This is a genomic window from Streptomyces sp. NPDC031479 (genome assembly GCF_055581065.1).
In genome coordinates, this window is sequence record NZ_JBVIKC010000055.1 from 1 (window position 1) to 21,887 (window position 21,887).

The 21,887-nt window shown below is 72.6% G+C and carries 22 protein-coding genes; 18 read left to right on the top strand and 4 right to left on the bottom strand.

All coding sequences use genetic code 11. The features are described 5' to 3' along the window. The first annotated feature begins 219 nt into the window (after nt 1–219). The 14 genes from ACZ5D2_RS35825 (at nt 220) to ACZ5D2_RS35890 (ending at nt 14,718) form a co-directional block, all read left to right on the top strand. Nucleotides 220–1,158, top strand: a complete 939-nt coding sequence (locus tag ACZ5D2_RS35825; protein ID WP_468935330.1) for a GNAT family N-acetyltransferase — start codon at nt 220–222, stop codon at nt 1,156–1,158. Nucleotides 1,159–1,265: 107 nt separating this feature from the next. Further along, nucleotides 1,266–2,894 (top strand): peptide ABC transporter substrate-binding protein, encoded by a 1,629-nt coding sequence (locus ACZ5D2_RS35830; protein WP_371676815.1) that lies wholly within the window; start codon nt 1,266–1,268, stop codon nt 2,892–2,894. A 31-nt stretch (nt 2,895–2,925) separates the two neighbouring features. Further along, nucleotides 2,926–3,849: an ABC transporter permease gene (locus ACZ5D2_RS35835; RefSeq protein WP_468935333.1), complete on the top strand. Its 924-nt coding sequence runs from the start codon at nt 2,926–2,928 to the stop codon at nt 3,847–3,849. Then, on the top strand, nt 3,842–4,852 hold the full coding sequence (locus ACZ5D2_RS35840; RefSeq protein ID WP_371676814.1) for an ABC transporter permease: 1,011 nt from the start codon (nt 3,842–3,844) through the stop codon (nt 4,850–4,852). The genes ACZ5D2_RS35835 and ACZ5D2_RS35840 overlap by 8 nt, the downstream gene beginning before the upstream one ends. Nucleotides 4,853–4,867: 15 nt before the next feature. Beyond that, nucleotides 4,868–5,842, top strand: a complete 975-nt coding sequence (locus ACZ5D2_RS35845) for an ABC transporter ATP-binding protein (protein ID WP_359920605.1) — start codon at nt 4,868–4,870, stop codon at nt 5,840–5,842. Next, nucleotides 5,835–6,884: an ABC transporter ATP-binding protein gene (locus tag ACZ5D2_RS35850; RefSeq protein ID WP_468935337.1), complete on the top strand. Its 1,050-nt coding sequence runs from the start codon at nt 5,835–5,837 to the stop codon at nt 6,882–6,884. The genes ACZ5D2_RS35845 and ACZ5D2_RS35850 overlap by 8 nt, the downstream gene beginning before the upstream one ends. A 379-nt stretch (nt 6,885–7,263) precedes the next feature. Further along, nucleotides 7,264–7,458, top strand: a complete 195-nt coding sequence (locus tag ACZ5D2_RS35855) for a hypothetical protein (protein WP_136213899.1) — start codon at nt 7,264–7,266, stop codon at nt 7,456–7,458. Between the two features lie 37 nt (nt 7,459–7,495). After that, the gene (mshB, locus tag ACZ5D2_RS35860) at nt 7,496–8,407 is read left to right on the top strand and encodes an N-acetyl-1-D-myo-inositol-2-amino-2-deoxy-alpha-D-glucopyranoside deacetylase (RefSeq protein ID WP_468935340.1); all 912 of its coding nucleotides are present in this window, start codon (nt 7,496–7,498) and stop codon (nt 8,405–8,407) included. Continuing rightward, nucleotides 8,404–8,787 (top strand): DUF6113 family protein, encoded by a 384-nt coding sequence (locus tag ACZ5D2_RS35865; protein WP_371676811.1) that lies wholly within the window; start codon nt 8,404–8,406, stop codon nt 8,785–8,787. The genes mshB and ACZ5D2_RS35865 overlap by 4 nt, the downstream gene beginning before the upstream one ends. 206 nt (nt 8,788–8,993) lie before the next feature. Next, complete coding sequence (locus ACZ5D2_RS35870; RefSeq protein WP_468935343.1) at nt 8,994–11,018, top strand: peptidoglycan binding domain-containing protein; 2,025 nt, start codon at nt 8,994–8,996, stop codon at nt 11,016–11,018. A 194-nt stretch (nt 11,019–11,212) separates the two neighbouring features. Continuing rightward, complete coding sequence (locus ACZ5D2_RS35875) at nt 11,213–12,157, top strand: ABC transporter ATP-binding protein (protein WP_371676809.1); 945 nt, start codon at nt 11,213–11,215, stop codon at nt 12,155–12,157. After that, nucleotides 12,154–12,906 carry an ABC transporter permease gene (locus ACZ5D2_RS35880; protein WP_371676808.1) on the top strand — a complete coding sequence of 251 codons (753 nt, stop codon included), beginning with the start codon at nt 12,154–12,156 and terminating at the stop codon, nt 12,904–12,906. Before ACZ5D2_RS35875 ends, ACZ5D2_RS35880 begins: the two co-directional genes overlap by 4 nt. A 7-nt stretch (nt 12,907–12,913) precedes the next feature. After that, complete coding sequence (locus ACZ5D2_RS35885; protein ID WP_468935348.1) at nt 12,914–14,101, top strand: sensor histidine kinase; 1,188 nt, start codon at nt 12,914–12,916, stop codon at nt 14,099–14,101. Beyond that, entirely contained in the window at nt 14,098–14,718 is a 621-nt protein-coding gene (locus ACZ5D2_RS35890; protein ID WP_468935350.1) for a response regulator, read from the top strand. The genes ACZ5D2_RS35885 and ACZ5D2_RS35890 overlap by 4 nt, the downstream gene beginning before the upstream one ends. 60 nt (nt 14,719–14,778) lie before the next feature. Here the strand turns inward: ACZ5D2_RS35890 and ACZ5D2_RS35895 are convergent, their stop codons facing one another. Further along, nucleotides 14,779–15,570 (bottom strand): transglutaminase-like domain-containing protein, encoded by a 792-nt coding sequence (locus ACZ5D2_RS35895; protein WP_371676805.1) that lies wholly within the window; start codon nt 15,568–15,570, stop codon nt 14,779–14,781. Further along, entirely contained in the window at nt 15,567–16,562 is a 996-nt protein-coding gene (locus ACZ5D2_RS35900; RefSeq protein ID WP_371676804.1) for a GNAT family N-acetyltransferase, read from the bottom strand. The genes ACZ5D2_RS35895 and ACZ5D2_RS35900 overlap by 4 nt, the downstream gene beginning before the upstream one ends. Nucleotides 16,563–16,678: 116 nt before the next feature. On the opposite strand from ACZ5D2_RS35900, the gene fdxA reads away from it, so the two are divergent. Continuing rightward, entirely contained in the window at nt 16,679–17,008 is a 330-nt protein-coding gene (gene fdxA / locus ACZ5D2_RS35905) for a ferredoxin (RefSeq protein WP_030226044.1), read from the top strand. Nucleotides 17,009–17,103: 95 nt separating this feature from the next. After that, nucleotides 17,104–18,198: a succinyldiaminopimelate transaminase gene (dapC, locus tag ACZ5D2_RS35910; RefSeq protein ID WP_371676803.1), complete on the top strand. Its 1,095-nt coding sequence runs from the start codon at nt 17,104–17,106 to the stop codon at nt 18,196–18,198. A 73-nt stretch (nt 18,199–18,271) separates the two neighbouring features. Here the strand turns inward: dapC and ACZ5D2_RS35915 are convergent, their stop codons facing one another. Together ACZ5D2_RS35915 and ACZ5D2_RS35920 are read right to left on the bottom strand one after the other, a co-directional pair. Next, on the bottom strand, nt 18,272–18,667 hold the full coding sequence (locus tag ACZ5D2_RS35915; RefSeq protein WP_371676802.1) for an ATP-binding protein: 396 nt from the start codon (nt 18,665–18,667) through the stop codon (nt 18,272–18,274). Nucleotides 18,668–18,897: 230 nt separating this feature from the next. Continuing rightward, on the bottom strand, nt 18,898–19,866 hold the full coding sequence (locus ACZ5D2_RS35920; protein ID WP_468935356.1) for a hypothetical protein: 969 nt from the start codon (nt 19,864–19,866) through the stop codon (nt 18,898–18,900). An 87-nt stretch (nt 19,867–19,953) separates the two neighbouring features. On the opposite strand from ACZ5D2_RS35920, the gene dapE reads away from it, so the two are divergent. Both dapE and ACZ5D2_RS35930 read left to right on the top strand, forming a co-directional pair. Further along, entirely contained in the window at nt 19,954–21,033 is a 1,080-nt protein-coding gene (dapE, locus tag ACZ5D2_RS35925) for a succinyl-diaminopimelate desuccinylase (protein ID WP_266842067.1), read from the top strand. 64 nt (nt 21,034–21,097) lie between these two features. Further along, nucleotides 21,098–21,856, top strand: a complete 759-nt coding sequence (locus ACZ5D2_RS35930; RefSeq protein ID WP_371676800.1) for an LOG family protein — start codon at nt 21,098–21,100, stop codon at nt 21,854–21,856. Nucleotides 21,857–21,887 lie beyond the last annotated feature (31 nt).

Sequence of the window (21,887 nt, forward strand, 5' to 3'; positions counted from 1 at the left end):
CCCGGCCCGGCGGCCCCACCCCCACCCCCCCCCCCCCCCCCCCCCCCCCCCCCCCCTCCCCCCCACCCCCCCCCCCCCCCCCCCCCCCCCCCCCCCCCCCCCCCCCCCCCCCCCCCCCCCCCCCCCCCCCCCCCCCCCCCCCCCCCCCCCCGGTGCTTTTCCCGTCCGCGGGGCGGAAGCCGGTTGCGGCCGGGCGTGGGCGGCGCCGAGAGTGGGCGGATGCGCGACACGCTGACCGTCCGGCCCGCCGGCCCCGGGGACGCCTCCGACATCTGCGCCCTGCTCAACGCCGTCGACGTCATCGAGATCGGCAGACCCGAGACCGACCTGGGCACCGCCCTGGCCGATCTCAACCACCCACGGGTGGACCTGGCCACCGACTCCTGGCTGGCCCTGCGCGCCGGCCGGCCCGTCGCCTACGCCCTCGTCTGGAACGACTCCGGACCGGGCCGGATCGACGGCGACCACTACGTGCTGCCCGGCGAGCCCGGGGCCGCCCGCCGGCTGCTGGAGCTGATGGAGGCCCGCGCCCGCGCGATGGCCGCCGGGGCCGACCGCCCGCGCCTGCGCCTGCAGCTGGGCGCCGCCCCCACCCTGGACCCGGCCCTCCTCGCCGGGCGCGGCTACCGCACCGTGCGCCGCCACCAGGTGATGACCCGTCGGCTCACCCCGGCCGACGCCGCCCCGCCCGTGCCGCCCCCGGGGCTGGCCCTGCGCGACTGCGGGGCCGACGGGTCCGACCGCCGCCGGGCCCACGCCCTGGTGGAGGAGACCTTCGCCGCCCACTTCGGGCACGCCCCGCGCGCGTACGAACCCTGGCTGGACCACCTCGACGCCCGCACCCTCGACTGGTCCCTGGTGTGGATCGCGAGCCTGCCCGGGGCGGGCGACGCGGCCGTGCTGCTGACCCGGGACGACCGCACCAGCATGGGCTGGATCAGCCACATCGGCGTACGCGAGGGGCTGCGCGGCCGGGGCGTCGGCGGCTTCCTGCTCCGCCACGGCTTCGCCGCGTACGCCGCCCGGGGCCGCGACACGGTGGGCCTCGGTGTGGACACCGCCAACGAAACCGGCGCAGTCGGGCTGTACCAAGCGCACGGCATGCGACCGCACTACGCCGTGGACACCTGGGAGCTGGCTTTGCACTCGCAGGGGTGACAGCCGGGGGACGCGAGGGTGCAATCGGTCCAACCAGGGGTGTGCAGGGACCCACATGGGGTGACATTGGCCCCGAAGCGAGTCTTGGTACCCCTAGGAGGCACTCCATGCGCGGAGCCACCCACGCCAAGTGGGCCGCATGTGCGGTGGCCGTCGCCCTCGCGGCGACGGCCTGCGGCAAACAGAGCGACGGTGGCGGCGGCGGTGCCGAAGGGATCGTCAGTTCCTCCTGGGGTGACCCGCAGAACCCGCTGGAACCCGCCAACACCAACGAGGTGCAGGGCGGCAAGGTCCTCGACATGCTCTTCCGCGGCCTCAAGCGCTACGACCCGAAGACCGGCGAGGCCGTGAACATGCTCGCCGAGAAGATCGACACCACGGACAGTCAGAACTTCACGATCACACTGAAGGACGGCTGGAAGTTCAGCAACGACGAGCCGGTCACCGCCCAGTCCTTCGTGGACGCCTGGAACTACGGCGCCGACGTGCGCAACAAGCAGAACAACTCGCCGTTCTTCTCCGACATCGTCGGCTACGCGGACGTGCACCCCACGACCGGCGAGCCCAAGGCGAAGACCATGTCCGGGCTGGTCGTCAAGGACCCCAAGACCTTCACCGTCGCCCTGAAGCACAAGTTCTCCACCTGGCCCCAGACCCTCGGCTACCAGGCCTTCTCGCCACTGCCCAAGGCCTTCTTCACCGACCACGCCGGCTGGCTGGACAAGCCGATCGGCAACGGCCCGTACACGGTGGACTCGTACACCAAGGGCACCGGGATGAAGCTGCGCAAGTGGGACGGCTACACGGGTGCGGACAAGGCGCTGAACGGCGGTGTGGACCTCAAGGTCTACACCGACAACAACACCGCCTACACCGACCTGATCTCCGGCAACCTCGACCTGGTCGACGACATCCCGGCCCAGCAGCTCAAGAACGTCAAGAACGACCTCGGCGACCGGTACATCAACCAGCCGGCCCTCATCATCCAGACCCTCACCTTCCCGCTCTACGACCCCCAGTGGGGCAAGGAGGGCATGGAGAAGGTCCGCCGGGGCATCTCGATGGCGATCAACCGCGACGAGATCACGCAGCAGATCTTCCGCGAGACCCGTACACCGGGCAAGGACTGGACCTCCCCCGCCCTCGGGGCCAAGGGCGGCTTCAACGCCACCCTCTGCGGCGACGCCTGCAAGTACGACCCCGCCGCGGCCAAGAAGCTCATCCAGGAGGGCGGCGGCCTGCCCGGCGGGAAGGTCACGCTGACCTCCAACGTCGACACCGGCTCGCACCGCGAGTGGATGGACGCGGTCTGCAACAGCATCAACAACGCGATCGGCGAGGGCCCGGTCTGCACGGTCAACCCGATCGGCACCTTCGCCGACTTCAGGAACCAGCAGAGCGCCTACAAGCTGACCGGCCCCTTCCGCTCCGGCTGGCAGGCCGACTACCCGCTGATCCAGAACTTCCTCCAGCCGCTCTACTACACCGGGGCCTCCTCCAACTACGGCAAGTTCAGCAACCCGGACTTCGACAAGCTCGTCGACGAGGCCAACCAGGAGAGCGACGCCCCCAAGGCGATCGCCAAGTTCCAGGACGCGGAGAAGATCCTCGCGGAGCAGATGCCGTCCATCCCCCTCTGGTACCAGAACGGCAGCGCCGGGCACTCCGAGCGGATCTCCGACGTCGCCCTGAACCAGTTCAGCGTCCCGGTCTACAACCAGATCACGGTCAGCTGACCCACCCCTCGGATCGATCCTGGAGCAGTCCATGGGACGTTACGTGATCCGGCGACTGCTCCAGATGATCCCGGTGTTCATCGGCAGCACGTTCCTGATCTTCTTCATGGTGTACGCGCTCGGCGACCCGGTGGCGGCCCTCTTCGGCGACAAGGCCCCCGACCCCGCCACCGCCGCGCGGATCCGCAAGGACCTCTACCTCGACCAGCCCCTGTGGAAGCAGTACCTGCACTACATGGGCCAGATCTTCCAGGGGGACTTCGGCACCGCCTTCAACGGGCAGAGCGTCACCGACCTGATGGCCTCGGCCTTCCCGGTCACCCTGCGCCTGACCATCGTCGCGATCTTCTTCGAGATCGTCATCGGCATCACCCTCGGCGTGATCACCGGGCTGCGCCGGGGCAAGTCCATCGACACCTCGGTCCTGGTGCTCACCCTCGTCGTCATCTCGGTGCCCACCTTCGTCACCGGCTACCTGCTCCAGTACGTCTTCGGCGTCAAATGGGGCTGGGTACGGCCCACCGTCTCCCCTGACGCCCCCTTCAACGAGCTGATCCTGCCGGGCATCGTCCTCGCCCTCGTCTCGCTCGCCTACGTCACCCGGCTCTCGCGCACCTCCATCGCCGAGAACGCCAAGGCCGACTACGTCCGCACCGCCACCGCGAAGGGCCTGCCGCGCCACCGCGTCGTCACCCGCCACCTGCTGCGCAACTCCCTGATCCCCGTCATCACCTTCATCGGCACCGACATCGGCGCCCTGATGGGCGGCGCCATCGTCACCGAGCGGATCTTCAACATCCACGGCGTCGGCTACCAGCTCTACCAGGGCATCCTGCGCAACAACTCGCCGACCGTGGTCGGCTTCGTCACCATCCTCGTGATCGTCTTCCTGCTGGCGAACCTGCTCGTCGACCTGCTCTACGCGGTCCTGGACCCGAGGATCCGGTATGCCTGACCCCGAGCGCCCGGAAGGCCCCGCCATGTACGACCCCGTGGGCCCACGTCCGCGCGAGGCGGTCTCGCCCACCGGTCAGGGCGGGCCCATGGACCTCGCCGTGGAGGGGGGCGAGAGCCTGGAGCGGCCCCCCGGACCCGACACCGGCCCGCGGGAGAAGGCCCGCTCCCTCTGGTCCGACGCCTGGCACCAGCTGCGCCGCAACCCCGTCTTCGTCATCTCCTCCCTGATGATCCTCTTCCTGGTGGTCATCGCGATCTGGCCCCAGCTCATCGCGAGCGGCGACCCCCTGTACTGCCGGCTGTCCAAGTCCCAGCAGGGCCCCGAGCCCGGACACCCCTTCGGGTACGACACCCAGGGCTGCGACGTCTACACCCGCACCGTCTACGGCGCCCGCGCCTCCATCACCGTCGGCGTCTGCGCCACCCTCGGCGCCGCCCTGCTGGGCTCCGCGCTCGGCGGGCTCGCCGGCTTCTTCGGCAGCTGGGGCGACGCCGTGCTCTCCCGCGTCGCCGACATCTTCTTCGGGATCCCCGTCGTCCTCGGCGGCCTGGTGTTCCTCTCCGTGGTCACCAGCACCACCGTCTGGCCCGTCGTCGGCTTCATCGTGCTGCTGGGCTGGCCGCAGATCGCCCGCATCGCCCGCGGCTCGGTCATCACCGCCAAACAGAACGACTACGTCCAGGCCGCCCGCGCCCTCGGCGCCGGCAACGGCCGGATGCTGCTGCGGCACGTGGCCCCCAACGCCGTCGCCCCCGTCATCGTCGTCGCCACCATCGCGCTGGGCACCTACATCGCCCTCGAAGCCACCCTGTCGTTCCTCGGCGTCGGGCTGCGCCCGCCCACCGTCTCCTGGGGCATCGACATCTCCAACGCCGCCTCCCAGATCCGCAACGCCCCGCACATGCTGCTCTGGCCGGCGGGCGCCCTGAGCCTGACCGTGCTCGCCTTCATCATGCTCGGCGACGCGGTGCGCGACGCCCTCGACCCCAAGCTGCGCTGAGGAGTGAGTCGCCAGATGCTGCTCGAAGTCCGCGACCTGCACGTGGAGTTCAAGACCCGCGACGGCGTCGCGAAGGCGGTCAACGGAGTGAACTACTCGGTCGACGAGGGCGAGACGCTCGCCGTGCTCGGCGAGTCCGGCTCCGGCAAATCCGTCACCGCGCAGGCCGTGATGGGGATCCTCGACGTGCCGCCGGGCCGCATCGCCGGCGGCGAGATCCTCTTCAAGGGCAAGAACCTCCTCACGATGAAGGAGGAGGAGCGGCGCAGGGTGCGCGGCGCCGGAATGGCGATGATCTTCCAGGACGCCCTCTCCTCCCTCAACCCCGTGCTCAGCGTGGGCGCCCAGCTCGGCGAGATGTACGAGGTCCACCGCGGGATGTCCCGCAAGGACGCCAGGACCAAGGCCGTGGAGCTGATGGACCGGGTCAGGATCCCGGCGGCGAGGCAGCGGGTGGGGGACTACCCGCACCAGTTCTCCGGGGGCATGCGCCAGCGCATCATGATCGCCATGGCGCTGGCCCTGGACCCCTCCCTGATCATCGCCGACGAGCCGACCACGGCCCTCGACGTGACGGTCCAGGCCCAGGTCATGGACCTGCTCGCGGAGCTCCAGCGCGAGATGAACATGGGCCTGATCCTGATCACCCACGACCTCGGCGTCGTCGCCGACGTCGCGGACAGGATCGCCGTCATGTACGCGGGCCGGATCGTCGAGAACGCCCCCGTCCACGACCTCTACGCGGCCCCCGCCCACCCCTACACCCGCGGCCTGCTCGACTCGATCCCGCGCCTGGACCAGAAGGGCCAGGACCTCTACGCCATCAAGGGCCTGCCGCCCAACCTGCTCGCCATCCCGGCCGGCTGTGCCTTCAACCCCCGCTGCCCGATGGCCCGCGCCGCCTGCCGGGCGGAGGTCCCGCCGCTGGCCGACGTCGCCCCGGGCAGGGCCAGCGCCTGCTTCTTCTGGAAGGAGTGCCTCGGTGGCTGAGCCCATCCTGGAGGTCCGCGGCCTCGTCAAGCACTACCCGCTCACCCAGGGCATCCTCTTCAGGAAGCAGATCGGCGCGGTCAAGGCCGTCGACGGGGTCTCCTTCGGGCTGGCAGCAGGGGAGACCCTCGGCATCGTCGGCGAGTCCGGCTGCGGGAAGTCCACCGTCGCCAAGATGCTGGTCAACCTGGAACGCCCGACCGCGGGCGCGATCTCGTACAAGGGCCAGGACATCACCAAGCTGTCCGGCCGCGCCCTGAAGGCCGTCCGCCGCAACATCCAGATGGTCTTCCAGGATCCGTACACCTCGCTGAACCCGCGGATGACGGTCGGCGACATCATCGGCGAGCCCTTCGAGATCCACCCCGAGGTGGCACCCAGGGGCGACCGGCGCCGCAAGGTCCAGGAACTCCTGGACGTCGTGGGCCTCAACCCCGAGTACATCAACCGCTACCCGCACCAGTTCTCCGGCGGCCAGCGCCAGCGCATCGGCATCGCCCGCGGCCTGGCCCTCCGGCCCGAGGTCATCGTCGCGGACGAGCCCGTCTCCGCGCTCGACGTCTCCGTCCAGGCCCAGGTCGTCAACCTGCTGGAGCGCCTCCAGGGCGAGTTCGGGCTCTCCTACGTGTTCATCGCCCACGACCTCTCGATCGTCCGGCACATCTCCGACCGGGTCGCCGTCATGTACCTCGGCCGGATCGTCGAGACCGGCACCGACACCCAGATCTACGACCACCCCACCCACCCGTACACCCAGGCCCTGCTGTCCGCCGTGCCCGTCCCCGACCCCGGGGCCCGCGAGCGGCGCGAGCGCATCATCCTCACCGGTGACGTCCCCTCGCCGGCCAACCCGCCCTCGGGCTGCACCTTCCGCACCCGCTGCTGGAAGGCCGAGGCGCGCTGCGCCGTGGAGGTCCCGCTGCTGGCGGTCCCGCAGGCCCTCCCGTCCGGGCCGGCCGCCCACCCGTCGGCCTGTCACTTCGCGGCCGAGAAGCAGGTGGTGCCGCCCCCGTCGGCGCCCCCGCGGGACGCCGATGCGTAGCGTCCCGCGGGCCCGTCCGCCGGCCCCCGGCCGTTCGAGCGATTATTTTTCGCCACCGTGCGCACGGCGTCGCGGTCGGGTTCCGGCCATGGCAACACGCTCTGTGCGTGGGCGACTTGACCCTGTCTGCCCCGAGTTCCGGACCGTGCGGGCGGACGGGATGTGGCCGTTCGGGCTCCGGGGGGCGCCCGGGGCGACGCGACGTCCTCCCGCCCGGCCTCCGCGTGCCCCCGGGCGTGCGCGGCATGCGCCCCTCGTGCTGCCGGAATTCGATCGATGCGCTGGTACGGATAGTTATGATCCGTAGCGCACGGTGGGTATGACTTCGCCGAGCACGAGTACGCGTACCGATGTCCGCTCGACGTGGAGGTGAAACGCCGTGGCACTCTCGATCTCGGCCGTGGTGCTGCTGGCGATCGTCGTCTTCCTTCTGGTCCGGAAGTCGGGACTGAAGGCGGGGCACGCCTTCGTGTGCGTGCTGCTCGGGTTCTACCTGGCGAGCTCGACGATCGCTCCGACGCTCAGCCAGCTCACGTCCAACGTGGCGAGCATGATCAGCGGCCTCAAGCTGTAGGGACGCGGCCGCGCGGTCCTGCTCGTAGGCTGGCCCCATGAACGGTCTTCCCGCCCGTCGTCTGCTCCTCGTGCACGCGCACCCGGACGACGAGTCGATCAACAACGGCGTCACCATGGCCAAGTACGCGGCCGAGGGTGCCCACGTCGCCCTGGTGACCTGCACGCTCGGCGAGGAGGGCGAGGTCATCCCGGCCGAGCTCGCCCACCTCGCGCCGGACCGCGACGACACCCTCGGCCCCTTCCGGGTCGGGGAGCTCGCCGCCGCCATGAAGGAACTCGGGGTCACCGACCACCGCTTCCTCGGCGGCGCCGGCCGCTACCGGGACTCCGGGATGATGGGCGCCCCGCAGAACACCCGCCCCGGCGCCTTCTGGTCCGCGGACCTGGACGAGGCGGCCGGGTACCTCGTGGAGGTGATCCGGGAACTGCGGCCGCAGGTCCTCGTCACCTACGACCCCGACGGCGGCTACGGCCACCCCGACCACATCCAGGCCCACCGCGTCGCCACGCGCGGCGCGGAGCTGGCCGCCGACCCCGCCCACCGGCCGGAGCTCGGCCCCGCGCACGCGGTGGCGAAGCTCTACTGGAACCGGGTCCCGCGCTCGGTCGTCGACGAGGGCTTCGCCCGGCTGCGCGCCACCGGGACGCCCTTCCCCGGCGTCGCGGGCCCGCAGGACGTCCCCGGGGTCGTCGACGACGAGCGGATCACCGCCGAGATCGGCGGCGGCGGCGGTGACGGCGGCGGCGGGCGGGGATGGGCGGCGGCCAAGGCGGCCGCGATGCGCGCGCACGTCACCCAGATCGCCGTGGACGGCCCCTTCTTCGCCCTCTCCAACGACCTGGCCCAGCCCCTGTTCGTCCGCGAGTACTACGAACTCGCCGCGGGCGAGCCGGGAGCCCCGGCCGGCACGCGCGAGCGGGACCTCTTCGCGGGGGTGCGCGCATGACCACGCCCTGGACCCCCGGGCGGATCGCCGCCCTGCTGGGCCTGCTCGTCGCGGGCGCGCTCACCGGCGCGGCCGGCTGGCTCGTACTGGACCTGTGGTTCCCGGCCGGGCTGCTGCTGGCCCTGCTGGCCCTGCTCGGCCTGTTCCTCGGCTCGCGGATCGCGATCGGCGCGGCGGCCGGAGTGGGCGCGGCGGCGGCCGGCTGGTTCCTGTCGTACGTCCTGCTCACCCTCCCCCGACCCGAAGGGGACTTCCTGTTGGGTTCCTCCGGAATCGGTATGTACGCATACCTTTTGGGGGGAAGTGTGATCGCTGTGATCTGCGCCACGATGCGCGGCCCGGTGGAGGGGTCCGTTTCGGCCTCCCGGCCGCGCGGCTGACGGGCCGCTGAACTCCGCCGCTCGCCGATCGGGGACGGGTTGAGGGGGTTTGACGGGCCCTCGGGAGAGGGCGTGTGGAGAGCGAAGAGGAACCTGGGATTCCCGGGGGACAGTTGCGTGCGGGCGGCGGCCAGTATGGTGGACGGGCCGCCGAGCTGCCCGCGCACGGTAAAGACGGGCGGCGGAGCCAACCGGGAGAACCTGCCTTGAGTCGTGAAACTGACAGTTCGTCCCCCGGGCCCCAGGGGCACGGTGGAGCCGCCTACCCCTCGGGTACGCCGCCGTACGGAACCGGCCAGCACCCGTCCACGACTGTGCCATTCGGGCCCGGCGCGACGAGCGCCCCGGAGGAGAACCCTGTGACGTCGAACCCGTCCACGCCCGACACCGACGGGCCGAAGACCGAGACCACCCTGACGACCCGGATCCGGATCAACATCCCGGGTTCGCGGCCGATCCCGCCGGTGGTCGTACGCAAGCCGGTGAAGGGGGCCGCCGCGGGCGGCTCCGCTGCGGAACGGACCGGGGCCGATCCGGCCCAGGCCCAGGCGCCGGCCCAGGCCCCGCCGCGCGGTGCGCCGCCGGCGCCCGCCTCCGGACAGGCGTCGGCCGCCCGCGCCCTGCCGCCCGGTTCCGCGGGCCGGTCCGCGCCCGGCCAGGCCGCGCCGGGCCAGTCCGCCCCCGCTCCCGCCGCACCGCCCGCGCCCGCCGCGGAGGAGTCCAGCAACTGGTTCGCGCCGCGCAAGGGCGCCACGGCCCCGCCGTCCGCCCCGGCGCCCGCGCCGACGGGCGCCAGCTACGGCTCCACCGCGCCCCCGGCCGCCCCGTCCGCCGGTGCGGGCTTCGCGCCCCCGCCGCTCCCCACCCGCGGCCAGGGACCGGGCCCGGTCCAGCCCCCGGCCCCGCACGGCAGCGGCGCCGGGTTCGCCCCCGCCCCGGCCGTCGGCGGTCCCGGCGTCGGCGCCCCCGCGCCGGCGTACCCGGAGTTCGACACGGGTCCCAGCACGGAGGCGTTCCCGGCCTTCGACGCGCCCGACGGGCCGACCGGCGGGCCCGCGCTGGGCACCGTACCCGTGGGGGCCGAGGAGTCCCCGCGCTGGCCCGGTCCCGAGGCCGCGGACTTCGCGGCCCCGGTCCAGAAGCCCGGCCCCATCACCCCGCCGCCCGGTCCGCAGCCGCCGCGGCAGACCGTCCCGGTGCCCCCGCCGCCCGGCCCGGCCGGCAAGAAGCCCGCGAAGCCCGGCAAGACGGGCAAGGCGGGCAAGTCCGCCGCCCCGGCCGCGCCCGCCAAGAAGGGCCGCTCCAAGGTGGCCCTCCTCGGCGGTGCCGTCGTCGTCCTCGCCGGCGCGGTCTACGGCGCCGGACTGCTGCTGAACCACTCCGACGTCCCCAAGGGCACCACCGTCCTCGGCGTCGACATCAGCGGCAGCCGCGACGACGCCGTCACCAAGCTCCAGACCGCCTTCGGCACCCGCGCCGCGGCCCCGCTGCAGCTCAGCGTGGGCGGCAAGCAGGTCGAGCTGAAGCCCGAGAAGGCCGGTCTGACCCTCGACAGCCAGACCACGGTCCGCAACGCGGCGGGCAGCGACTACAACCCCGTCACGGTCGTCGGCTCGCTCTTCGGCGTCGAGCGCACCGCCGAGGCGGTCATGCCCGTCGACGAGGAGAAGCTGCGGGTCGCCCTGCAGGAGCTCGCCGGCACCGCCGGCTCGGCCACCGAGGGCACCATCAAGTTCGACACCGGCAAGGCCGTCGCGGTCCCCGGCAAGGCGGGCACCAGCCTCGACGTCGACGGCTCCGTGGACAAGGTCACCAAGGCCTTCCGCGAGCTGGTCGGCACCGGCAAGGCCGGCGCGGTCGAACTCCCCACCGCCACCAAGGAACCCACCGTCACCGAGGCCGAACTGAACCGGGCGATGAAGGAGTTCGCGGAGCCGGCGATGTCGGCTCCCGCCACCGTCAAGGCGGGCGGCAAGAGCCTGCCCTTCGGCGCCAGGTCCCTGCCCAAGATCCTCAGCATGACCGCCGTGGACGGCCACCTCGTCGAGAAGTACGACCTGGAGGCCCTGAAGGCGACCTACGGGAACACCTTCGACGGGGTCATGATCATGCGGGGGACCGGCGCGAAGACCGCGGTCACCCCGCAGGACGTCGCCGGCGCCCTCGGCAAGGCACTCGTGGGCAAGACCCCCGCCGAGCGGATCGTCACCATCGAGACCAACGCCGGCTGACGGTCCCGCACGCACGGCACGCACTGCACGCACGGCCCCTTCCCGGCCCCCGGGAAGGGGCCGCGCCGCGTCCGCACGACGGCCGCACCGCGTCCGCACCCGTCCGCGTCATGCCGACCGCATGACATCCGTCATGCCGCAGTCACGACCGCCGACACTGCCGCACGCACCCCCGTACGGGCGATCCTCGGTCCATGACGACGACGACCCCGGCGCACTCCGCGGGACCGGCCACCACGGCCGGCCCGGTGGTGAGCTTCCAGAACGTGACCAAGAGCTACGGCCAGGTCCGCGCGGTCGACGGCCTCTCCCTGGAACTCCACCCGGGTGAGACCGTCGCACTCCTCGGCCCCAACGGGGCCGGCAAGTCCTCCACCCTCGACCTCCTCCTCGGGCTGCGCCCGGCGGACTCCGGCGAGGTCCGGCTCTTCGGCGGCACCGCCCGCGAGGCCGTCGCGGCCGGCCGGGTCGGCGCGATGCTCCAGAGCGGCGGCCTCATGGAGGAGGTGTCCGTCCGCGAACTCGTCGCCCTCGGCTGCTCCCTGCACCCCCGCCCGCACCCCGTGGACGAGGTCCTGCACCGCGCGGGCATCACCGAGATCGCCTCCCGCATGGTCAACAAGCTCTCCGGCGGCCAGGAGCAGCGCGTCCGCTTCGCCCTCGCCACCGCGGGCCACAACGACCTGATCGTCCTCGACGAGCCCACCACCGGCATGGACGTCACCGCCCGCCAGGCCTTCTGGGCCACCATGCGGGAACAGGCCGCCCAGGGCCGCACGGTCCTGTTCGCCACCCACTACCTGGAAGAGGCGGACGCCATCGCCGACCGGGTGCTGGTCCTCAACAAGGGCCGGCTCCTCGCCGACGGCAGCGCCGCCGAGATCAAGGCGAAGGCCGGCGCCCGCCGGGTCGCCTTCGACCTCGACGGCACCGTCGACGAGCAGGTGCTGCGCGCCCTGCCCGCCCTGACGGGCTTCGAGCTGCACGGCACCACCGTCAAGCTCCAGTCGAGCGACGCCGACGCGACCGTGCACGCCGTGTACGCGCTCGGCCTCTACCCCAGGAACCTGGAGGTCGCGGGCCTCGGCCTGGAGCAGGCCTTCATCGCCCTCACCGAGGCCGAGGAGGCCAACCGATGAACGCCGGAACGTACCAGCTGATCAAGCTGGAGGTCATCCGCGCCCTGCGCAACAAGAAGTACCTGTTCTTCACCGTGATGTACCCGGCCGCCCTCTTCCTGATGCTCGGCGGCACCCTGAGCGGCACGACCAAGGTCATGGGCACCGAACTGACGATGCCCGCCTTCTACATGGTCGCCATGGCCTCCTTCGGCGCGCTGACCGCCGTCCTGGTGGGCAACAGTGAACGCATCGCCAAGGAGCGGGAGAAGGGCTGGGTCCGCCAGCTGCGCCTGACCGCCCTGCCCGGCCGCGGCTACGTCCTCGCCAAGACCGCCAGCGCGGGCGTGCTCTCCCTGCCCGCCATCCTGGTCGTCTTCGCGGTGGCCGCCTTCGCCAAGGACGTCCGGTTCGAGGTCTGGCAGTGGCTCGCCCTCACCGTCGCGATCTGGGCCGGCAGCCTGGTCTTCGCCGCGCTGGGCGTGGCCATCGGCTACTGCGCCAGCGGGGACAACGTCCGCCCCATCACGATGCTGCTCTACTTCGGCCTCTCGATCCTCGGCGGCCTGTGGATGCCCACCGCCGCCTTCCCGCAGTGGCTCCAGACCATCTGCGAGTGGCTGCCCACCCACGCCTACGCGGGCCTCGGCCAGGCGATCGAGCTGGGCGGCGCACCGCACGTCAAGGACGTGGCGATCCTCGCCGGGTACTTCGTACTCTTCACCGGTGCGGCCGCCTGGCTGTACCGCAAGGACTCGCTGAAGGCGTGACGCAGAGATGGCAGTGACGGTCGACGACTACGACGACGCCGACACGACGCGGGCGACGGGCGGGATCCGGATCGGGATCCCGCCCGGGAGCCGCCGCCAGCACCTCGTGAAGCTGTTCTGGACGGGGCTGTGGCTCTTCTACCTCAGCGCCCCCGTCATCGACCTGGTCCGCGGCGGACACGGCGCCGCGGCCCGCACGCTCGGTGTCCTCGGCCTCGCCGCGTTCGTGGTCGCCTACCTGATCCTCGTCCTGCGGGCCGGGCCCGTGGTCTTCCCGGGCCGGGTCATGATCACGCTCGGCGTCCTCGCCGCCCTGGCCACGGTCCTGTCGCTGGCCCTGGGCCGCGAATGGCTCGTCCTCTTCGTCTACGTGGCCATCTGCTCGGGCGCCGCCCTGCCCGGGGAGTACGCCCGCTGGACCGTTCCCGCCGCCACCGCCCTGCTCAGCGCGACGGCCCTCCTGGTGCCCGACGGCGACCACTACCTGGTGGGTCTGCTGCTCCCGGCCCTGATGGGCGGATTCGCGATGGTCGGCGTCCGGGCGATGCTGCGCACCACCATGGAACTGCGCGAGGCCCGCGCCACCGTGGCCCAGCTCGCGGCCAACGAGGAACGCCTGCGGATGGCCCGCGACCTGCACGACCTGCTGGGCCACTCCCTCTCGCTGATCACGCTGAAGAGCGAACTCGCGGGCCGGATGCTGCCGGACCACCCCGACCGGGCCGCCCGGCAGGTCGCGGACATCGAGCAGGTCTGCCGGCAGGCGCTGGTCGACGTACGGGAGGCCGTCAGCGGCTACCGGCGCCCCACGCTCCCCGGTGAACTCGCCGGGGCCCGCACGGCCCTGACGGCCGCCGGGGTGACCGCCGACCTGCCGACCGAGGCTCCGGGGAAACTCCAGGAGGAGACGGAGTCGGCCCTGGCCTGGTCGCTGCGCGAGGCCGTCACCAACGTCGTCCGGCACAGCGGGGCCAAACGGTGCACCGTCACCCTGGAGGCCTGCCAGACGCTCGCGGGCCCGGTCATGGAACTGACCGTCCGCGACGACGGCGCCGGGGGCCCCAGCGCCCACGGCAACGGCCTGACCGGTCTGACGGAACGGCTGGAGGCCGTCGGCGGCACCCTGGCGGCGGGCCCCGCGGGCAAGACCGGCTTCCGGCTGCGCGCCCGGGTCCCCCTAGGATCCTCCTCATGACCCCAGCCGCACCCATCCGCATCCTGCTGGCCGAGGACCAGTCGATGGTCCGCGAGGCCCTCGCCGCCCTGCTGGGGCTGGAGCCGGACATCGAGGTGCTGGCCCAGGTCGCGCGGGGCGACGAGGTGGTCGCCGCGGCCGGGAACCACGACGTGAACGTCGCGCTCCTGGACATCGAGATGCCCGGCATGACCGGCATCGAGGCCGCGGCGGAACTCCGCCGGTCCCACCCCTCCCTCAAGATCGTCGTCCTGACCACCTTCGGCCGGCCCGGCTACCTCCGCGGCGCGATGGAGGCGGGTGCCTCCGCCTTCCTGGTCAAGGACGCCCCGGCCGCGCAGCTCGCCGAGGCGGTGCGCAAGGTCCTGGCGGGGGAGCGCGTCATCGACCCCACCCTCGCCGCGGCGGCCCTGGCGGAGGGCGCGAACCCGCTGACGGACCGCGAGCGGGAGGTCCTGCGGGAGGCGGAGTTCGGCGCGACCAACGCGGAACTGGCGGCCCGCCTGAACCTGTCGCAGGGCACGGTCCGCAACTACCTCTCGACGGCCATCCAGAAGCTCGCGGCCCGCAACCGGGCCGAAGCGGTGCGGGTGGCCCGCGAAAAGGGCTGGCTCTAGCCAAGCCCCTCCGCGGGCTCCGCCCCCGGACCCCCGCGCCCCGAAGGCCGCCGGGAAGGGTCAGTTCAGGAGGGCGCGGGCCGAGACGGCCTCCGCCCTGATCCGGACCGCAGCGTCGACGTCCACCGCGTCCATCACCAGCGCGTACGCTTCCAACTCACCCGCCCCCTCCCGGAACGCCCCCCGTTCCACCAGCAGCCGCGCCCGCTCGTACCGCAACCTCGCCGGATGCGACGGCAGCAGCAGCGCCAGGTCCAGCGCCCACAGCGCGACCCCCGACTGCTCGGGCCGCGCGGAGGCCCACGCCCGGATGTTGTTCAGGATCCGCAGCACGATGTCCAGGGTCCGGGCCGGCGTCCGCGGCCCCTCGGCCAGCTCCGCCGGGCCCGCGCCCAGCGAGGCCCCGCCGGAGAACGGGTCCACGACGACCCCCTCCTCCGGATCCCCGAAGCCGATCACGAAGTGGCCCGGCAGCCCCAGCCCGTACACCGGCGCCCCGGCCCGCCGGGCGACCTCCAGCCACACCACCGACAGCAGGATCGGCAGTCCCCGCCGACGCCGCAGCACCTCGTGCAGCAGCGAGGACGACAGCCGGTCGTAGTCGGCCGGGGTGCCGTGGAAGCCCATCCGGCCCCCGAGCAGCTCCGTCACCGCCGAGGCCCACGCCCGCGCCCCCCGCAGCCCGTACGGAAGCATCCCCGCGAGCCGGTCCAGCTCGATCTGCGCCCAGTCCATGGCCCGTTCGTCGAGCTCCGGGTCGGCCTCCGCCGCCAGCAGCAGGCACAGCTGCGCCAGGTCCGGCCGCTCGGCGCGGGCCTCCGCCGCGAACAGCTCCCGCGTCGCCGCGCTCACCGGCCGCCCTCCCGGAAGTGGTGGTAGGCGTGGTGGGTGGCGAAGCCCATCCCGTCGTAGAGGGCGCGGGCCCCCGGGTTGTCGGTCTCCACCTGGAGCCACGCGGCCGACGCGCCCTCCTCCAGCGCCCGCCGTGCCAGGACCGCCATCACGGCCGTCGCGAGCCCCCGGCGCCGGTGTTCGGGGTCGACCGCCACGGCGCCGAAGCCCGCCCAGCGCCCGTCCACCACCATGCGCCCGACGGCCCGGCCGCCGCCGAGCGAGGCGAACCACACCGACGGCCCCTCGACCAGCATCCGCCGGACCAGCCCCGGGTCCCGGGTCTTGCCGTAGCGGTCCAGCCAGTCCTCGTCCGGAGTCCGCGTCAGCGTCACCGCGGCCGAGGCCGACTCGTCCGCGTCCGCCTCGCCGACCGGCGCGAGCGCCCCGATCCGGACCTCCGCGGAGACCTCGTTGACCCAGCCCCGCCGCTCCAGCTCCGCGCAGAGCAGCTCCTGCGTGCCGACCGCGCCCGTCGCCGCCTGCACGTACGCCGGAAGCCCGCGCTCCGCGTACCACGCCGTCACCCGCGCGAGTGCTTCGTCCAGGGGTATCCCGGGATCGCCGAGCGGGAGGACCGAGTTGGCCCGCCGGGTGAACCCCTCGGCGGCCCGCAGGGTCCACTCGCCCAGCCGCTCGCTCTCCAGCGGCAGCCAGGCCCGCGCCGTGACCCTCGCGAGCTCCTCGAAGGAGGCGGCCGGACCGCGTCGGCGGGCCGGCGCGGGGGGCACGACCTTGCCCGCTACCAGCGAGGATTCCGGGATACGGACGGACACGCCGTCCTTGCGTGTGATCGTCAGCACACTCTCGTTCCAGGATGTGAGAACGCCGACGGCGTCCGAGAAGACAGGGGGTACCCCAGCCTCGCCCTCCACCCGTCGTACAGAGACTCGTTTACCCACGTCAGCCGGGGTGATACGGATCTCCAGCAGCCCACCGGCAGTGATTTCCACAGCTCTGTCCGCCCCTCCTGTTCGGATCGTGCCCGGGAACGGAGATACTAGGTGCGGGCATCGACGACGCCGCGCTCCCGCGCGAATGGAAAGCCCTACCGAGGAGGAACGAGAGCGTGACCTACGTCATCGCGGAGCCTTGTGTCGACGTCAAGGACAAGGCATGCATCGAAGAATGCCCCGTCGACTGCATCTACGAGGGCCAGCGGTCCTTGTACATCCACCCGGACGAGTGCGTCGACTGCGGCGCGTGTGAGCCGGTCTGTCCGGTCGAGGCCATCTTCTACGAAGATGACACCCCGGAGGAGTGGAAGGACTACTACAAGGCGAACGTCGAGTTCTTCGACGAGCTCGGTTCGCCCGGTGGTGCCTCCAAGCTCGGTCTGATCGAGCGGGACCACCCCTTCGTCGCCGCACTGCCTGCCGACATCAACGGCGAGCACTGACCGTTCACGGCAGACGCGCCTCTCGGTCCCGTACGGCACTCCTGCCGCACGGGACCGAGCCGTTTTCCCGCTACCCACAGAGAGCAGAGACCACCGTGGCCGCAGTATCCGACCGTCTTCCCGCCTTCCCCTGGGACAAGCTGGAGCCGTACAAGGCCACGGCGGCGGCCCATGCGGACGGCATCGTCGACCTCTCCGTCGGCACGCCCGTGGACCCGGTCCCGGAGCTGATCCAGCGCGCCCTGATCGGCGCCGCGGACTCCCCGGGCTACCCGACGGTATGGGGGACGCCCGCCCTGCGCGACGCCATCACCGGCTGGCTCCGCGGCCGGCTCGGCGCGAGCGCCGCCGGGCACCGCAACGTCCTGCCCGTGGTGGGTTCCAAGGAACTGGTCGCCTGGCTGCCGACCCAGCTGGGCCTCGGCGCCGGCGACAAGGTGGCCTACCCGCGCCTGGCCTACCCGACGTACGAGGTCGGCGCGCGGCTGTGCGGCGCCGAGGCCGTGGTCTACGACGACCCGACCGAGCTCGACCCGGCCGGCGTGAAGCTCCTGTGGCTCAACTCCCCGTCCAACCCGACCGGAAGGGTCCTCTCCAAGGAGGAGCTGATCCGGATCGTCGCCTGGGCGCGCGAGCACGGCATCCTGCTCTTCAGCGACGAGTGCTACCTGGAACTCGGCTGGGAGGCCGAGCCCGTCTCCGTCCTGCACGACGAGGTCTGCGGCGGTTCCTACGAGGGCGTCGTGGCCGTCCACTCGCTCTCCAAGCGCTCCAACCTGGCCGGGTACCGGGCCGCGTTCATCGCCGGTGACGCCGCCGTACTCGGCGAACTGCTGGAGATCCGCAAGCACGGCGGCATGATGACCGCCGCCCCCGTCCAGGCCGCCGTCATCGCGGCGCTCGGCGACGACGCCCACGTCGAGGAGCAGCGCGGCCGCTACGCCGCCCGCCGCGAGGCGCTGCGCACGGCCCTGGAGGCGCACGGCTTCCGGGTCGAGCACAGCGAGGCCAGCCTCTACCTGTGGGTGACCCGCGACGAGCCCTGCTGGGACACCGTCGCCCACCTCGCCGGCCTCGGCATCCTGGTCGCGCCCGGCGACTTCTACGGCGAGGCGGGCGCGAACTTCGTCCGCGTGGCCTTCACCGCCACCGACGAGCGGGTCGAGGCCGCGGTCAAGCGCCTGGGCTGAGGCGCCGCCGCCCCGTGACGGCCCGAAGGGGCCGGGAGTGCTCACTCCCGGCCCCTTCGGCGTTCCGTACGGGTCAGCCCCCGAGCGGCAGCTGACCGACGGGCAGGGTGCTCACCGGCAGCTGGCCGACCGGCAGGTCCTTCACCGGCAGGTCCTTCACGGGAAGGTCCTTGACCGGCAGCTGCCCGGCCACCGGCAGCCCGCCCAGCATCCCGCCGGCACCGTCCGCCACGGCGGCGGCGGGGGCGGCGGCCGGGACGGCCTCGGTGGCGGCGGCGGGGACGGCCCCGGTCACGGCGCCCGCCGCGTCGGTGGCGGCGGAGGCGTCCGGCGCGGTGAGGGCGCCCAGCTGCGGCACGGACTCCAGGCCCGCGGCACTGGCCGCGCCGGCCGCACCGACCACGGGAGCGGTTCCGGCTGCGAGGAGAAGCGCGGCGCGGGCGATCCGACGGGTCAGGGGGAGGGACATGATGCTCCTAAGCGGTAGCGGCTGAGTACGCCGTGTACAACCGCTGCCGGGGTGGGTGGAGTTGCGGACCCGGCGGGTAAAGGATCAGTAACGCATCGTTTAATCGGCTTCCGCGACAAACGCATTGGATGCGCGCCCACCAGGCCTTCCGTCCGCTTCCGGGCCACCCGGCCCGGCCGGCCGGCCACCCCCGCACGGGTGAGGTCCCGTACGTACGGGCGGTCCCCGGGTCAGCCCCGGCGGGCCACGAAGATCCGCACCTCGTCCGGCGCCGGGTCGTACGGGTCCGTCCCGCCCGCGCTCCGCGGGCGCCAGGCGCCCCCTTCGTCGCCCGCCGTCCAACGGGAGGTGCCGTACGAGACCCGGGCGATCCCCAGCTCGTTCGAACGGGCCACCGCCCAGTGGGCCATCGCCCGGCCCCGGCGCGCCTCGCCCGGCCCGCCGTCCTTCCGCAGCCGCAGGGAGACCTCGGCCTCCGGGACCGTGCCCGGCCTCGTGCGGCCCGCCGTGGCGCCGCCGTGGGCGCCGCCCAGGGCCTCCTTGCCGAAGGCCCGGGTCAGCTCCGCGCGGACCCTCTCGGGGTCGCCCGGCTGCGGGGCCGGGCCCGAGCAGGTCAATGTGGCCGGCGTGCCGCTCTCGCCGAAGGCGGCCGTCAGGACCGTGGCGTCCGGCTCGTGCTTCGCGTAGGCCTGCGGGAAGCCGCTGAGCTGCACCTTCTGCGCGGCCACCGTCAGCGGCAGCCGCGTGTACCCCTTGATCTCGGCGAGCCGGTCGTAGAAGATCCCCGCCGAGTACACCGGGTCCATGATCTGCTGCGGGGTGCCCCAGCCCTGCGAGGGCCGCTGCTGGAACAGGCCCAGCGAGTCCCGGTCGCCGTGGTCGAGGTTGCGCAGCGCCGACTCCTGCATCGCGGTCGCCAGCGCGATGGTCACCGCCCGGTCCGGCAGTCCCTTGGAGATCCCGACGGCGGCTATGGTCGCCGCGTTGGCGGCCTGTTCGGGAGTCATCTCGTACGTCTGCACGGTGCCCGGGGAGGCTGCGCCCGCCCCGGTCGCCGTGACCGTGCAGTACGGAGCGCCACCACCGGTGGAGGACCGCTGCGCGGCGAAGTACCCGGCCACCGCGAGCAGGACGGCCAGACCCAGGGCCACGCGGAGCGGCCTGCGGCGGCGGGGACGGGAGCGATCGGTCTCGGACACGCGGCCCACCGTACTTGAGGCGTTCGACGCGTCCAGTGACCGGACGGACCCCGTTCCGGCGCATCCCGGGGCGTTAGGGTCGGGTCCATGTCCGAATCCGAGCTGGACCTCACCCTGGACGCTGCCGAGCTGACCGCCCGGCTCGTCGACATCCCATCCGTGAGCGGCGACGAGAAGGCACTCGCCGACCTCGTGGAGAACGCGCTGCGCGGCCTCGCGCACCTGACCGTCGACCGCCACGGCAACAACGTCGTCGCCCGTACGCACCTCGGCCGCGGCGAGCGCGTCGTACTCGCCGGCCACCTCGACACCGTGCCGATCGCCGACAACGTGCCGTCCCGCCTGGACGAGAACGACGTCCTGTGGGGCTGCGGCACCACGGACATGAAGTCCGGCGTCGCCGTGCAGCTGAGGATCGCGGCGACCGTCCCCGAGCCCAACCGCGACCTCACCTTCGTCTTCTACGACCAGGAAGAGGTCGCCGCCGACCTCAACGGCCTCGGCAAGGTCGCCGCGGCCCACCCCGACTGGCTGACCGGCGACTTCGCCGTCCTGCTGGAGCCCTCCAACGCCGAGGTCGAGGGCGGCTGCCAGGGCACCCTGCGCGTCCTGCTCCGCACCAAGGGCGAGCGCGCGCACTCCGCCCGCAGCTGGATGGGCGCCAACGCCATCCACGCAGCGGGCCCGATCCTGGCGAAGCTGGCCGCGTACGAGCCCCGCAGGCCGGTCATCGACGGCCTGGAGTTCCACGAGGGCCTCAACGCGGTCCGGATCGAGGGCGGCGTCGCCAACAACGTCATCCCCGACGGCTGCACGGTGACGGTGAACTTCCGCTACGCCCCCGACCGCAGCGAGGCCGACGCGCTGGCCCACGTACGGGAGGTCTTCGCAGACTGCGGGATCGACGAGTTCGTCGTCGACGACTCGTCCCCCGGCGCCCTCCCCGGCCTCTCCCACCCGGCCGCCGCGGCCTTCATGGAGGCCGTCGGAGGCCACGCCATGCCCAAGTTCGGCTGGACGGACGTGTCGCGCTTCAGCGCGCTCGGCGTCCCGGCGGTGAACTACGGTCCGGGCGACGCCCTGCTGGCCCACAAGGTCGACGAACGCGTCGAGACGAAGGCGATCCTGCACTGCGAGGAACGACTCCGCGCCTGGCTGACCTCCTGAATTCCACCTCCCTTCACCTTCGTGCGCCTAACCTGATCCAACGATCAGCAGGAGGGAGCACATCATGGGCAACCCTGAAGGTTCGTCCCGTCGCAAGCCGGAGGAGCAGCAGCTCGGGCCGGTGCTGCGCAGGCGGGGACAGGTCCAGGCGGGCAGTACGACGGACCAGCGGCTGCTGGACTCGGCCGGACCCTCCGAGTGGGTGCACACCGATCCCTGGCGGGTCCTGCGCATCCAGTCGGAGTTCATCGAGGGCTTCGGCACGCTCGCCGAGCTGCCGCCCGCGATCAGCGTGTTCGGGTCGGCCCGTACTCCGGTGGGCTCGCCGGAGTACGAGGCGGGCGTACGGATCGGGCGCGCGCTCGTGGACGCCGGCTTCGCCGTCATCACCGGCGGCGGCCCCGGTGCGATGGAGGCGGCCAACAAGGGCGCCCGCGAGGCGAACGGCATCTCCGTCGGCCTGGGCATCGAGCTCCCCTTCGAGCAGGGGCTCAACCAGCACGTCGATCTCGGTCTGAACTTCCGGTACTTCTTCGTCCGCAAGACGATGTTCGTGAAGTACAGCCAGGGGTTCGTGGTGCTGCCGGGCGGTCTCGGCACGCTGGACGAGATGTTCGAGGCCCTGACCCTGGTGCAGACCCAGAAGATCACCCGGTTCCCGATCGTGCTGTTCGGCACGGAGTACTGGAGCGGTCTGATCGACTGGCTGCGCAACACGGTCATCGCGCAGGGCAAGGCCTCGGAGAAGGACCTCTACCTCTTCCACGTCACGGACGACGTGGACGAGGCGATCGCGCTGGTGACGAAGGAAGTCGGGAAGTAGCTCCCGAACCGTCCCCGGGCGGGAGACCGCA

What these genes read in the sequence shown, in the direction of transcription:
- ACZ5D2_RS35825 (WP_468935330.1), top strand. Translation starts at nt 220, where the DNA reads ATGCGCGACACGCTGACCGTCCGGCCCGCCGGCCCCGGGGACGCCTCC.
- ACZ5D2_RS35830 (WP_371676815.1), top strand. Translation starts at nt 1,266, where the DNA reads ATGCGCGGAGCCACCCACGCCAAGTGGGCCGCATGTGCGGTGGCCGTC.
- ACZ5D2_RS35835 (WP_468935333.1), top strand. Translation starts at nt 2,926, where the DNA reads ATGGGACGTTACGTGATCCGGCGACTGCTCCAGATGATCCCGGTGTTC.
- ACZ5D2_RS35840 (WP_371676814.1), top strand. Translation starts at nt 3,842, where the DNA reads ATGCCTGACCCCGAGCGCCCGGAAGGCCCCGCCATGTACGACCCCGTG.
- ACZ5D2_RS35845 (WP_359920605.1), top strand. Translation starts at nt 4,868, where the DNA reads ATGCTGCTCGAAGTCCGCGACCTGCACGTGGAGTTCAAGACCCGCGAC.
- mshB (WP_468935340.1), top strand. Translation starts at nt 7,496, where the DNA reads ATGAACGGTCTTCCCGCCCGTCGTCTGCTCCTCGTGCACGCGCACCCG.
- ACZ5D2_RS35865 (WP_371676811.1), top strand. Translation starts at nt 8,404, where the DNA reads ATGACCACGCCCTGGACCCCCGGGCGGATCGCCGCCCTGCTGGGCCTG.
- ACZ5D2_RS35875 (WP_371676809.1), top strand. Translation starts at nt 11,213, where the DNA reads ATGACGACGACGACCCCGGCGCACTCCGCGGGACCGGCCACCACGGCC.
- ACZ5D2_RS35880 (WP_371676808.1), top strand. Translation starts at nt 12,154, where the DNA reads ATGAACGCCGGAACGTACCAGCTGATCAAGCTGGAGGTCATCCGCGCC.
- ACZ5D2_RS35885 (WP_468935348.1), top strand. Translation starts at nt 12,914, where the DNA reads ATGGCAGTGACGGTCGACGACTACGACGACGCCGACACGACGCGGGCG.
- ACZ5D2_RS35890 (WP_468935350.1), top strand. Translation starts at nt 14,098, where the DNA reads ATGACCCCAGCCGCACCCATCCGCATCCTGCTGGCCGAGGACCAGTCG.
- ACZ5D2_RS35915 (WP_371676802.1), bottom strand. Translation starts at nt 18,667, where the DNA reads ATGTCCCTCCCCCTGACCCGTCGGATCGCCCGCGCCGCGCTTCTCCTC.
- dapE (WP_266842067.1), top strand. Translation starts at nt 19,954, where the DNA reads ATGTCCGAATCCGAGCTGGACCTCACCCTGGACGCTGCCGAGCTGACC.
- ACZ5D2_RS35930 (WP_371676800.1), top strand. Translation starts at nt 21,098, where the DNA reads ATGGGCAACCCTGAAGGTTCGTCCCGTCGCAAGCCGGAGGAGCAGCAG.